The sequence below is a fragment of the Brevibacterium sp. 'Marine' genome (assembly GCF_012844365.1).
In the GTDB taxonomy this organism is placed as follows: domain Bacteria; phylum Actinomycetota; class Actinomycetes; order Actinomycetales; family Brevibacteriaceae; genus Brevibacterium.
Genome location: NZ_CP051626.1, coordinates 2,826,624 through 2,839,070, shown reverse-complemented (window position 1 = coordinate 2,839,070; position 12,447 = coordinate 2,826,624). Strand labels below are relative to the sequence as shown.

Genomic DNA, 12,447 nt, shown 5'->3' with positions numbered 1-12,447 from the left:
GTCGGCGGAGTCCCCGCCGAACCGATTGCGCCTGGTCACTGCCAAATCTGGTCCAATCTCTCGATCATCACGATCACCGTCAGTCCTGCCGCGGCCAGGACTCCCGGCCCCCAGCGGCTCAGTTCCGCGAACGCCCAGAACCCGGCCAGCGCCATGACCATGATCGCCGTGATGATGTAGCCGAAGTAGAGCAGCGGGTCGACATCATGTGTGGAGCCGAAGGTCGCGATCGAGATGATCAGCTGCACGATGAGCAGCAGCAGAAGCAGAGCGGCACCGCCGAGCAGGGCCTTGCCCGCCGGACGGTTGCGGATGGTCTCGACGATCGACCACAGGGTCAGGATGCCGGTGGCGGCATAGAGGACGATGGTGAAAACGGTGAACACCCGACCCAGTTTAGTCGGCCATGCCGGCGGGCAACTCGTCCGGAGGTGCCGCTTGGCGGGTGAGATGCCGCACGGATCCTGGCCGTAGCGCGGCTCACGCCCTAAAATTGCAGGGTGCCCATCTATCTCGATCACGCAGCCACCTCGCCGATGCCCGCCGAGGTGCTCGAGGTGTACACGAAAGAGCTGGCCCGCCGCGCCAACCCTTCCGCCCTGCACGCGGTCGGCCAAGCCGCGCGGATGCGCATCGAAGAGGCACGCGAGGTCATCGCCCGCGCGGTCGGTGCGGCCACCTCGTCGGAGGTGATCTTCACGTCGGGCGGCACCGAAGCGGACAATTTCGCCCTCAAGGGCCTCTACCTCGCGCGCAACAACGGGACGTTCACGGAGCCTGCGCGCCCGCGGGTGCTGACGACGACGATCGAACATCCCGCGATCCTCGAGACCGTGGAGTGGCTGGAGAGCCTCGGCGCCGAAGCCGTCTACCTCGACGTCGATGAGACCGGACGACTCGACCTCGACGCGGCACTGACCGAACTGCGCCGCGACCCAGAACGCACCGCGCTCATCAGCGTGATGGCCGCGAACAACGAGATCGGCACTCTGCAGCCGATCGCCGAGATCGGGGAAGCCGCCGCCGAACTCGGCATTCCTTTCCACATCGACGCCGTGCAGGCGCTCGGGCAGATCCCGCTCGACTTCGCCGCACTCAAGGCGACGGCGATGACGATCACCGCGCACAAGATCGGCGGCCCCGTCGGCATCGGCGCACTCCTGCTCGACCGCGCGGCGTCCCCGACGCCGATCCTCCACGGTGGGGGACAGGAGCGCAGCGTGCGCTCGGGCACCCTCGACGTCGCCGGTGCGGTGGCCTTCGCCGCCGCCGTCGATCTCGTCACTGCAGACCTCGAGCCCCGGGCGGCACGACTGTCGGGGCTGCGCGACCACCTCATCGACGGAATCGAATCGAGCATCGACGGGGTCAGGCTCTCCGGCCCGCGCGGAGCGGACCGCCTGCCGGCCAACGCCCACTTCACGTTCCCGGGATGCGAAGGCGATTCTCTGCTGTTCGGCCTCGATGCCAGGGGATTGGCCACCTCGACGGGTTCGGCCTGTTCTGCCGGTGTCTCCCGTCCCTCCCATGTCCTCTTGGCCTGCGGTCTGGATGAGGACAGCGCCCGCACCACCCAACGCTTCACACTCGGTCACGATACGACCGAAGCCGATGTCGACGCCCTGCTCGCGGCCCTGCCCGAGGTCGTCGACCAGGCACGCCGAGCCGGGATGGTTTCGGCAACACCCCGATGGATGCAAGGAGCATCATGAGAGTACTCGTCGCCATGTCCGGCGGAGTCGATTCCTCCGTCGCAGCCGCCCGTGCCGTCGACGCCGGACACGAAGTCGTCGGCGTTCACCTCGCCCTGTCCCGGATGCCCGGGACCCTGCGCACCGGATCGCGCGGCTGCTGCACGATCGAAGACTCCCGCGACGCCCACCGCGTGGCGGGAATGCTCGACATCCCCTTCTATGTCTGGGACTTCTCCGAGAGGTTCAAGGAAGACATCGTCGATGACTTCATCGCCGAATACGCCGCCGGACGCACCCCGAACCCGTGCATGCGCTGCAATGAGCGCATCAAGTTCGCGGCCCTCCTCGACCGCGCCCTGGCGCTCGGCTTCGACGCCATCGCCACCGGCCACTATGCCGAAGTGCTCCGCGATGACGAGGGCCGGCCCGAACTCCATCGCGGTGAGGATCTGGCGAAGGACCAGTCGTACGTTCTCGGTGTGCTCACCTCCGACCAGCTCGAGCACTGCTACTTCCCGATCGGGGCGACCGCGTCGAAGGCCGAAGTGCGCGCCGAGGCGGCCGAGCGCGGTTTCTCCGTGGCCAACAAGCCCGACTCCTACGACATCTGCTTCATCCCCGACGGGGACACGAAGGCGTGGCTGGCCGACAAGATCCCGATGCGTCCCGGACTCATCAAGGACTCCGAAGGTGAGGTTCTCGGCGAGCACGACGGGGCGATGACGTACACGATCGGTCAGCGCAAGGGCCTGGGCATCGAGAAGCCCGCTCGTGATGGCAAGCCGCGGTTCGTCACCGGCCTCGACCCGGCGACGAACACCGTCACCGTCGGGTCGCGCGCCGACCTCGCGGTCTCGCATCTGACCGGCATCCGCACCTCCTGGGCCGGAGCCGCACCCTCGGACATGGGGGACACCCCGGAGACCGGCATCGACTGCGAAGTGCAGATCCGTGCCCACGCCGATCCGGTGCCGGCCCGTGCCTGGCTCGGCGAATTCGTCGCCGAGGCGCCCGAGCATGAAGTCAACCCCATCGTCGACGAGGTCGAGGTGCCTGCCGCACGTCCGGCCGGGCAGCTCATGTACGTCGACGTCGATGAGGAGCTGTCCGGAGTGGCTCCAGGCCAGACCGTGGTCATCTACCGCGGCACCCGTGTGCTCGGCCAGGCCACCATCGACTCTACGGCGAAGGACCGCATCACCCCGGCACCCGAGTTCGCCGGAGCCTGAGCCGCTTCCGCAAGTCGAGGCGAGGGCTTCGGGGCCGATGTCGGCCACTGGCGATACTCTGGGGGCATGAAGGAAAGTCCCCAAGATGTCGTCACGGCACCTTATGGAACCTGGTCTTCACCTCTGGGCGCTGCCGAGGTGGCGGCCGGTGCCGCTCCGATCTTCGATGCCGCCTTCCGCGGAGACGAGGTCTTCTACTCGACGAAGATTCCCGCCGAGAAGGCCCGCACCGGCCTCGTCCGTACGTCACTGTCACGTCCGGGAGAGCGTGAGCAGGTCATTCCGACCGGGTTCAACATCCGCTCCGCCGTCCACGAATACGGGGGAGCCTCGTGGGCTCTCGACCAGAGCAGCGAGGTCATCTACTTCGTCAACGCCGCTGATCAGCGTGTCTGGCAGATCATTCCCGGGCGAGCCCCACACGCGCTGACCCCGGACACCTCGGGGCGGATCCGCTACGGGGATCTGCACATGAGCCCGTGGGGGCTGCTATGTGTGCGCGAGGACTGTCGGTCCACCCGTCGTGAACGCGCCATCGTGCTGCTGACCAAGCACGGGACGACGAATGTGCTCTCGACCCACTCGCATTTCATGGCCTGGCCCAGGCTCTCACCCGACGGCAGCACCTTGGCGTTCATCGGCTGGGAGCACCCGAACATGCCGTGGGACGGAACCACCCTGTGGCTGGTCGATGTGCGCACCCCGGCCACACCTGCGGTCGCCGTGCTCAGCGGTGACGGGATCGAACGCCCGCGCAGGTCCGATCCGGGATTGCCGAGTCCGACCGACCCGGGAATCTCGCTGCTCCAGGCGGAGTTCACGTCAGATTCGTCTCTCCACGTCATCTCCGATCACGAAGGGCACTGGGCGCTGTACGGCCTCGACATCGACCCCGTCGCCGTGCGTCCCCTGGTCACCGACGACCGTCAGGCGCCGGCGCCCGAAAGAATCGGATTCGACCGGCTGCGACCGGTCATCGACACCGGCGAGGAGATCGGCGGCGCCCTCTGGCAGCTGGGCACCCGGTGGCACCTCAACGACGGAGATGAGGTGTGGGCGCATTCTCAGGCGGCCACCGCAGCACTCGTGCGCCGCCCGCTCAGCCCTTCCGCCACAACGATGAGTCCTTCCTCCCCGCCCTGGGAGACCATCGACACGACGGGGGAGACCTTCGGCACGATCGAACTCCTCGACCTCGGACGCACCCACCTGCTGCTGACGGCGAAGTCGACCAGGCGTCCTGGCGTCCTCTACGCCGTCGACCGGGTGACCGGACTGTTCACGGAGATCGCCAGCGAACGCCTCGACACCCATCAGGGCTACTATTCCCGCCCGAGCGTCGGCGAACTCGGGGGAGTGCCCGTCGTCATCCACCCTCCCCACAATCCTCGCTTCGCCGCCCCCGTCGACGAACTCCCGCCCTTCGTGGTCTCGATCCACGGCGGACCGACGGGACAGGCGACCCCGGAGATGACAGCCCGCACGAGCTTCTTCACCTCCCAGGGCATCGGCGTCCTCGAGGTCAACTACGGCGGGTCGACCGGATTCGGCCGCGCCTGGCGTGACCGACTGCGCGGCGGATGGGGAGTCGTCGACGTCGAGGACACCGTCGCCGCCGTCAACGGTCTCATCGCAGCCGGACTCGCCGACCCGAACCGCATCGCCATCTCCGGAGCCTCATCGGGCGGATGGACGGTGCTGTCCGCCCTGGCCTCGACGAACGTGTTCGCCTGCGGCACCTCGTATTTCGGAGTCACCGACCTCATGCGCTTCGTCGTCGACACCCACGACTTCGAATCCCACTACATCGACGGCCTCGTCGGACCCTGGCCCGCAGCCCAGGACGAATACATCACCCGTTCGCCGATCCGCCGGACCAGCGATATCACCGTGCCCGTGGCCGTCATGCAAGGCGACCGCGACCCGATCGTCCCACCCTCACAGGCCCAGGAATTCGTCGATACACTTCAACTGGCCGGAGTGGAGTACATTTACCGTCTGTACAAGGGCGAATCCCACGGCTTCGTCCGCGCCGAAACCATCATCGATTCCCTGGAAAGCGAGTTCGGATTCTATGTCGACGTCTTCGGAATCCCCCGCGCCCACCAGCATGGCTGACCGCGTTCTGCCCGCCGCCACGACCCCGGGAATCTGGCTGCCCGGAGCCCGTGATCCGCACCGTAGCTATATTGCGACCAGCCCGGTCCGAGAGGCCGCGGCCGCCGGCTTCGACATCCTCGCCGACCAGCTTCCGCCGGTGCCCCTGACCGCCCACCGGTCCGAAGACCGGTGGGGCGCCGATGCCATCGGCCGCGCCGTCGGCCTACTCACCGAACTCCACGTCGACCGCACGTCCTACGGGTGGCGGCTGACCGCCTCGGCGGGCAAAGACGAACGGCTCGAGGACTCCGCCCTCATCGAAGCTTTCGACGCGATCGCCGAATACGGTGGGTCCCGGCCCGGGCAGGTCCAGATCAGCCTGCCGGGACCGTGGACGCTCGTGACCGCGCTGAGCCTGAGCTCCGGTGCCCGCGTCCTCGGCGATTATGGGGCCCGCCGCGATGTCGTCCAGGCCTACGCCTTCGGCATCGCCGCCTTCACCGATCGCATCGCGGGCTTGGGCATGCAGCCGACCGTCCGCCTCGTCGAAACCCGTCTGACCCCGGTCCTCACCGGCACCTGGCCGACCGTGTCCGGGTGGGCGAGCCTGCCCGCCATCAGCGAAACCCAGGTGTGGGCAGCGCTCGAATCCACACTGCGCCACCTCCCTCCCACCGTGCTCGCCCTGCCGGACCTCGAGCCCTTGCGCCTGCAGGGCAAGGAGATCCCCGCCGCCGAGGCTGTCCGCCGCACCGGCGTCCGTTCCGTGTCAGTGCCGTTGGCTAGCCTGAGACCACACAGCTGGGAGCAGCTGGCGATTCTCGCCGAGGCGGGGCTCGGCACCTGGATCCACCTGCCGACCGAGGCCGGTGGGCGATCGGACGCGGTCAACCATTGGTGCGAACGGATCCGCACTCCTTGGTCGCGCATCGGCATGGGGGCCGCGAGTCTGCGCGAATTCGGGATCATCGCCGGGCCCGAACTGCCGATGACCCACCCGCCGCTGCTGGAGGACCAGCTGGGGATCGGACCCGAGCACAATCGGGGAACCATGACCATCGCCGCCGGCCTGCGGCGGGCTCTTGAGGAGATCGAATGACCACGACACCGGAGAACGCCGACTCATCGACGCCCGAGCACCAGACCTCGGATTCGACCACACTCGACCTGGGCGGCGTCGACCTCACCGACGCGACCGCTCGCGCTCAGGCTCATGCCCAGCTGACCGAGAAGATCGAGGAGCTGCGGGCCGCCTACTATCAGGACTCCCTGCTCGTCTCCGACGCCGAGTATGACGAACTCGTCCATCGTCTCGAAGACCTCGAGGCGCAGTTCCCCGAACTCGTCACCGACACCTCGCCGACGCAGACAGTCGGCGGCGTCGTCGATACCTCGACCTTCGACCCGGTCGAACACATCGGTCCGATGTACAGCCTCGACAACGTCTTCGACTACGACGAACTGCGAGCTTGGTACGAGCGGGTGCGGTCGGCCACCTCGGTGAAGTCGAAGTTCCTGTGCGAACTCAAGATCGACGGACTCGCCGTCAACCTGCTCTACCGGAACGGCGAACTCGTGCGGGCGGCGACCCGCGGCGACGGACGCATCGGTGAGGACATCACCGCGAACGTGCGCACGATCTCCGATATCCCGCACCACCTCGATACCGAGCACCCGCCGGCCGAGGTGGAGATCCGCGGTGAGGTGTTCTTCCCCGTCGAGGACTTCGCCGAACTCAATGCCTCGCTTGTCGCCGAGGGCAAGGCCCCCTTCGCGAATCCGCGGAACTCCGCGGCCGGTTCGCTGCGGCAGAAGGACCCGGCCGTCACGGCGCGTCGGCCCCTGCACATGCTCGTCCACGGAATCGCCGTGTGGACGCCGGCCGACGATTCGCATCCCGAGCCTGCCCACCAGTCCGAGGTCTACGAACAGTTCCGGTCGTGGGGTCTGCCGATCAGCGACTATTTCAAGGTTCTCGACACCGTCGATGAGATCGAAGACTTCATCGCCTTCTACGGCGAACACCGTCACGACGTCACCCACGAGATCGACGGAATCGTCATCAAGATCGACGATATCGCCGTGCAGGAGGCGATGGGCTACACCTCTCGCGCACCGAGGTGGGCGACCGCATTCAAATACCCGCCCGAGGAGGTCACGACGAAGCTCATCGACATCCAGGTGCAGGTGGGTCGGACCGGGCGAGTGACCCCATTCGCCGTGATGGAACCGGTGACCGTGGCCGGGTCGACCGTCGAGCGGGCGACCCTGCACAACGGATACGAGGTCAAACGCAAGGGTGTGCTCATCGGCGACACCGTCACCCTGCGCAAGGCCGGCGACGTCATCCCCGAGGTGCTCGGCCCGGTCGCTGCCCTGCGGGACGGATCCGAACACGAATTCGTCATGCCCACCCACTGCCCGTCCTGCGGGACCGAGCTCGGTGAGCAGAAGGAAGGCGACAAGGACCTGCGGTGCCCGAACTCACGGTCCTGCCCAGCGCAGCTGGCCAATCGCATCTTCTACCTCGCCTCCCGTGCGGCCTTCGACATCGAAGCCCTCGGCGAGGAGGCCGCGCTGGCGCTGACGGCACCGGCCGAACCGGATACACCTCCGCTGACCTCGGAGGCCTTCCTCTTCGACCTCACTCCCGATGATCTGCGTGATGTCAAGATCTGGCGGAACAAGAAGTCCAAGGGTGTGGAGACCGGCGAACGAGAACTTGTGCCCTACTTCTTTACCCGTGGAACCGCGAAGAAGCCGAGCGCTCCGAGCGCGAACACGAAGAAGCTCTTCGACGAATTGGAGAAGGCAAAAGATCAAGAACTGTGGCGGGTGCTCGTCGCCTTGTCGATCCGCCATGTCGGACCGACAGCCGCACGGACCCTGGCCGCGAACTTCCGCACCCTTGAGGCCATCCGTGAGGCCAGCCTCGAGAAGCTGTCGGCCGTCGATAGCATCGGTCCGACGATCGCACAGAGCATCCGCGATTGGTTCGAGATCGACTGGCACAACGAGATCGTCGACACTTGGGCGGCAGCCGGGGTGCGGACGGAAGACGACGAAGTCGAGGCCGCCGCGCAGACCCTCGAGGGGCTGACGATCGTGGCGACCGGATCGCTGAGCTCGTTCACCCGCGATGGCATCAAGGAGGCGATCCTCGGCGCCGGCGGCAAGGCAGCGGGATCGGTGTCGAAGAAGACCGACTATGTCGTCGCCGGTGAGAACGCCGGGTCGAAGTTGGACAAGGCGGAGTCGCTGGGCGTGCCCGTCCTCGACGAGGACCAGTTTCGGGTGCTGCTGGAGACCGGCAGCCTCGACTGAGGGAATACATCTCGGTTCCCGGAGGTTCCAAGGTGCGGCTGTGTGCTCATTCGTGACCGAACTCGAAGTCGGGGTTCAGACTCAGTCAAGCTCAGAGACAGCTTCGAGTGGAAGAGTGTGGGACATGAGATGGATCCCCAAAGTCCTCGCCGGTACCTGCGTGGTCGTCGCCGCGGCCCTGACCGCGGTTCCCGTGACTGCGGGCCTGGCCGACCTGGTGCTGGGGCCGGGACCGAACAGCACCAAACGCAATGCTCAGCCCGCTCTGACGTCCATGCGCACTCCGGGGCCTTCGGTCACCGGCCGTACCGAGGAGTCGGCGACTGCGTCCGACCCCGTCTCGACGGATGGCCATGAGGTCATCGAAGGCACCATCGTCGACGATTCGAGTCCGGCCGGTGCCCTGTCGTCCGGCTCATTGTCGACCGGCACGGAACTCGTCGCGGCCACCGTGGCCGACGCCCGGACCCGCATCGCCGATCTCGCCGCCGACCTCCAGGCCGGAGTCTCAGCCGGAGAGTTCACCCAGGCCGACGCCGACCGCGTCGTGGCCGACATGGCCGGATACATCCACGGCACCCGCACCTGGCCCGAACGCCTCACCCCCTGACAATTACTACCTGACGGCGGCCCAGCAACCTCGCGCGAGGTTGCTGGGCCGCCGTCAGGTAGCAATGGGGGAAGGTCACAGCGGGGCTTCGGAAGGGCGCCCCGCGGAGAGACTAGACTGGGGGCGAGTGAAAACGACGATGAAAGGCAGGGAATGACGGAGTCTTCCGCAATCACCCCCGAACAGGTGGAGCATCTCGCTTCACTGTCTCGGATCGCCATGAGCGAAGACGAGCTGAAATCGCTCGCCGGTGATCTGAGCACAATTCTGGGAAACGTCGCCAGGGTCAACGAAGTGGCCGGCGACGATGTGCCCGCAACCAGCCACCCCATCCCGCTGACGAACGTCATGCGCCCCGACGTCGTGGGCGAGACGCTGACCAGTCAACAGGCTCTGGCCTCGGCCCCGGCCGCCGAGGACGACAAGTTCCTCGTCCCGCAGATCCTCGGGGAGGAATGAGATGACCGCACTGACGAACAAGAGCGCCCTCGAACTCGCCGCAGGACTGAAATCCGGCGAGTTCTCCTCCGTCGAGGTCACGCAGGCTCACCTCGACCGCATCGCCTCCACCGAGGATGACTTCAACTCCTTCATCACCGTCACCGACGAACTCGCCCTGGAGACGGCGAAGACCGTCGACGCCAAACGCTCCGCCGGTGAGGACGTCCACGCCCTGGCCGGTGTTCCGGTGGCGCTGAAAGACCTCGTCGTCACCGAAGGCACGCGTACGACCGCCGGGTCGAAGATGCTCGAGAACTGGGTTCCGCCCTACGAATCGACCGTGCACACCTTGGTCAAGGCCGCCGGCCTGCCGGTGCTCGGCAAGACCAACCTCGACGAATTCGCCATGGGATCGACGACCGAGCACTCGGCCTTCGGCAACACCCGCAACCCGTGGAACCTCGACCACGTGCCCGGCGGTTCCTCGGGAGGCGCGGCCGCAGCACTGGCCGGTTTCCAGGCCCCGCTGTCCGTGGGCACCGACACCGGCGGATCCGTCCGTCAGCCCGCCGCGTTCACCGGCACCGTCGGCGTCAAGCCGACCTACGGGTCGATTTCGCGCTTCGGCATCATCGCCATGGCCTCGAGCCTCGACCAGGTCGGACCGATGGGGCGCAACGTCGCCGACGCCGCCGCCTTGCACGAACTGCTGGCCGGACACGATCCGCTCGATTCGACGTCGCTGCCCGATGCGGTCGGCGGGTTCCTGACCGCCGCCCAGACCGGCGAGCTCAAGGGCAAGAAGCTCGGCGTCATCAAGCAGCTGGCAGGTGAGGGATACCAGGACGGAGTCCGCACCGCGTTCACAGCGGCGCTGGAAACCGCGGCCGCAGCAGGTGCCGAGATCGTCGAGGTCGACTGCCCGTCGATCTCCTACGCCCTCGACGCCTACTACCTCATCATGCCCTCCGAGGTGTCGTCGAACCTCGCCCGCTACGACGGCATGCGCTACGGCCTGCGCGTCGAACCCGAGTCGGGTCCCGTCACCGCCGAGACCGTCATGTCGGCCACTCGTGCCGCCGGCTTCGGCGATGAGGTCAAGCGACGCATCATCCTCGGCACCTATGCTCTGTCGGCCGGTTACTACGACGCCTACTACGGTTCGGCGCAGAAGATCCGCACCCTGGTCCAGAACGACTTCGCCAAGGCCTTCGCCGCGGCAGACGTCCTCGTGTCCCCGACCGCTCCGACGACCGCACTGAAGTTCGGTGCGGAGAAGGCCGCCGACCCGATGGCCCTCTACCTCGGCGACGTCGCGACGATCCCCGCGAACCTCGCCGGAATTCCCGGACTGTCCCTGCCCGCGGGCCTGGCCGATGGTCTGCCCGTCGGCTTCCAGATCCTGGCTCCGGCCCGTGAGGACGTCAAACTCTACGAGGTGGCCGGCCCCCTGGAAGCCGCACTCGAATCCGTCGGCGGACGCGTGCTCGACACTCTTGCGGAAGGACTGAACGCCAAGTGAAATACGAAGACGCGATCAAGAAATACGATCCGGTCATCGGCATCGAGGTCCACGTCGAGCTCGGCACCGCGACCAAGATGTTCGACGCCGCCCCCAACACCTTCGGCGGGGGACCGAACACGAACGTGACCCCCACGTCGCTCGGCCTGCCCGGGTCCCTGCCCGTGGTCAACGAGAAGGGTGTCGAGTACGCGATCAAGATCGGTCTGGCGCTCGGCTGCGAGATCGCCGAGACCTGTCGGTTCGCCCGCAAGAACTACTTCTACCCGGACGTGCCCAAGGACTTCCAGACCAGCCAGTCCGATGAGCCCATTGCGGCCGAAGGCCAGGTCGAGGTCGAGCTCGAGGACGGCACCATCGTCACCGTCCCCGTCGAGCGCGCCCACATGGAGGAGGACGCCGGCAAGAACACCCACGTCGGAGGGGCCACCGGCCGCATCCAGGGCGCCGACCATTCGTTGGTCGACTACAACCGCGCCGGTGTGCCGCTCGTGGAGATCGTCACCCACCCGATCACCGGGACAGGGGAGAGAGCCGCCGAGGTGGCCGCCGCCTATGTGCGCACGCTGAGGGACATCTTCCGCGCCCTCGACGTCTCCGAAGCCCGCATGGAACAGGGCAACGTCCGCGCCGACGTCAACGTGTCGCTGCGGGAGAACCCCGAAGCACCGCTGGGTACCCGCACGGAGACGAAGAACGTCAACTCCTTCCGCTCGATCGAACGCGCCGTGCGCTTCGAGATCGCCCGCCAGGCGACCCTCCTCGAGGCGGGGGAGAAGGTCGTCCAGGAGACCCGTCACTTCCACGAGGAGACCGGAGAGACCTCGTCGGGACGACCGAAGTCCGACGCCGACGACTACCGCTACTTCCCCGAGCCGGACCTCGTTCCGCTGCAGCCCTCCCGCGAATGGGTCGACCAGCTGCGGGCGAGCCTGCCCGAGCTGCCGGCGCAGAAGCGTCGCCGCCTCCTCGGGGAATGGAAGTTCTCCGACCTGGAGATGCGCGACATCGTCAACGCAGGACTGCTCGAAGCCATCGAAGACACCGTCACCGCCGGAGCGAAGCCGGCCGCGGCACGCAAATGGTGGACCGGTGAGGTCGCCCGCCTGGCCAACCAGGAGGACAAGCACCCCACCGAGATCGTCACACCCGCCCAGGTGGCAGGACTCGTCGATCTCATCGATGAGGGCAAGCTCAACGACAAGCTGGCCAAGGAAGTGCTCACCGGAGTCTTCGCCGGCGAAGGCGAGCCCGCCGAGGTGATGAAGGCCCGCGACCTCGAGATCGTCGAGGACACCGGGGCACTCGAAGCCGCCGTCGAGGAGGCCATCGCTGCCAACCCCGATGTGGTCGAGAAGATCAAGGGCGGAAAGATGCAGGCCATCGGTGCGCTCATGGGCCCGATCATGAAGGCCACCCGCGGACAGGCCGATGCCGGAAAAGCCAAGGACCTCATCCTCTCCAAAATCAATGGCTGAGTTCAGGTCCGAACTGATCCTGGTCGACGTCGGCGCCTGACAGTGCCGA

The 12,447-nt window shown here is 66.9% G+C and carries 10 protein-coding genes; 9 read left to right on the top strand and 1 reads right to left on the bottom strand.

Going from position 1 to position 12,447, the window contains the following annotated elements; genetic code table 11:
- Positions 1–35: 35 nt before the first annotated feature.
- Positions 36–386: a hypothetical protein gene (locus HF684_RS12740; RefSeq protein ID WP_139468900.1), complete on the bottom strand. Its 351-nt coding sequence runs from the start codon at positions 384–386 to the stop codon at positions 36–38.
- A 114-nt stretch (positions 387–500) separates the two neighbouring features.
- On the opposite strand from HF684_RS12740, the gene HF684_RS12735 reads away from it, so the two are divergent.
- The 9 genes from HF684_RS12735 (at position 501) to gatB (ending at position 12,398) form a co-directional block, all read left to right on the top strand.
- Positions 501–1,712 (top strand): cysteine desulfurase family protein, encoded by a 1,212-nt coding sequence (locus tag HF684_RS12735; protein WP_169252771.1) that lies wholly within the window; start codon positions 501–503, stop codon positions 1,710–1,712.
- Positions 1,709–2,923 (top strand): tRNA 2-thiouridine(34) synthase MnmA, encoded by a 1,215-nt coding sequence (gene mnmA, locus HF684_RS12730; RefSeq protein ID WP_169252770.1) that lies wholly within the window; start codon positions 1,709–1,711, stop codon positions 2,921–2,923. Before HF684_RS12735 ends, mnmA begins: the two co-directional genes overlap by 4 nt.
- Positions 2,924–2,989: 66 nt before the next feature.
- Positions 2,990–5,041, top strand: a complete 2,052-nt coding sequence (locus HF684_RS12725; RefSeq protein WP_169252769.1) for a prolyl oligopeptidase family serine peptidase — start codon at positions 2,990–2,992, stop codon at positions 5,039–5,041.
- Positions 5,034–6,122 (top strand): hypothetical protein, encoded by a 1,089-nt coding sequence (locus tag HF684_RS12720; protein WP_248278931.1) that lies wholly within the window; start codon positions 5,034–5,036, stop codon positions 6,120–6,122. Before HF684_RS12725 ends, HF684_RS12720 begins: the two co-directional genes overlap by 8 nt.
- The gene (ligA, locus tag HF684_RS12715) at positions 6,119–8,347 is read left to right on the top strand and encodes an NAD-dependent DNA ligase LigA (protein WP_169252767.1); all 2,229 of its coding nucleotides are present in this window, start codon (positions 6,119–6,121) and stop codon (positions 8,345–8,347) included. Before HF684_RS12720 ends, ligA begins: the two co-directional genes overlap by 4 nt.
- Positions 8,348–8,471: 124 nt before the next feature.
- Entirely contained in the window at positions 8,472–8,957 is a 486-nt protein-coding gene (locus tag HF684_RS12710) for a hypothetical protein (RefSeq protein ID WP_169252766.1), read from the top strand.
- Positions 8,958–9,110: 153 nt separating this feature from the next.
- Entirely contained in the window at positions 9,111–9,416 is a 306-nt protein-coding gene (gene gatC, locus HF684_RS12705) for an Asp-tRNA(Asn)/Glu-tRNA(Gln) amidotransferase subunit GatC (protein ID WP_169252765.1), read from the top strand.
- Position 9,417: 1 nt separating this feature from the next.
- Entirely contained in the window at positions 9,418–10,920 is a 1,503-nt protein-coding gene (gene gatA, locus HF684_RS12700; protein WP_169252764.1) for an Asp-tRNA(Asn)/Glu-tRNA(Gln) amidotransferase subunit GatA, read from the top strand.
- Complete coding sequence (gene gatB / locus HF684_RS12695) at positions 10,917–12,398, top strand: Asp-tRNA(Asn)/Glu-tRNA(Gln) amidotransferase subunit GatB (protein ID WP_169252763.1); 1,482 nt, start codon at positions 10,917–10,919, stop codon at positions 12,396–12,398. Before gatA ends, gatB begins: the two co-directional genes overlap by 4 nt.
- Positions 12,399–12,447: the final 49 nt, after the last annotated feature.

Excerpts from the sequence above, each read along its gene's own strand:
- HF684_RS12725 (WP_169252769.1), top strand. The coding sequence starts at position 2,990 with ATGAAGGAAAGTCCCCAAGATGTCGTCACGGCACCTTATGGAACCTGG.
- HF684_RS12710 (WP_169252766.1), top strand. The coding sequence starts at position 8,472 with ATGAGATGGATCCCCAAAGTCCTCGCCGGTACCTGCGTGGTCGTCGCC.
- ligA (WP_169252767.1), top strand. The coding sequence starts at position 6,119 with ATGACCACGACACCGGAGAACGCCGACTCATCGACGCCCGAGCACCAG.
- gatC (WP_169252765.1), top strand. The coding sequence starts at position 9,111 with ATGACGGAGTCTTCCGCAATCACCCCCGAACAGGTGGAGCATCTCGCT.
- mnmA (WP_169252770.1), top strand. The coding sequence starts at position 1,709 with ATGAGAGTACTCGTCGCCATGTCCGGCGGAGTCGATTCCTCCGTCGCA.
- gatA (WP_169252764.1), top strand. The coding sequence starts at position 9,418 with ATGACCGCACTGACGAACAAGAGCGCCCTCGAACTCGCCGCAGGACTG.
- HF684_RS12720 (WP_248278931.1), top strand. The coding sequence starts at position 5,034 with ATGGCTGACCGCGTTCTGCCCGCCGCCACGACCCCGGGAATCTGGCTG.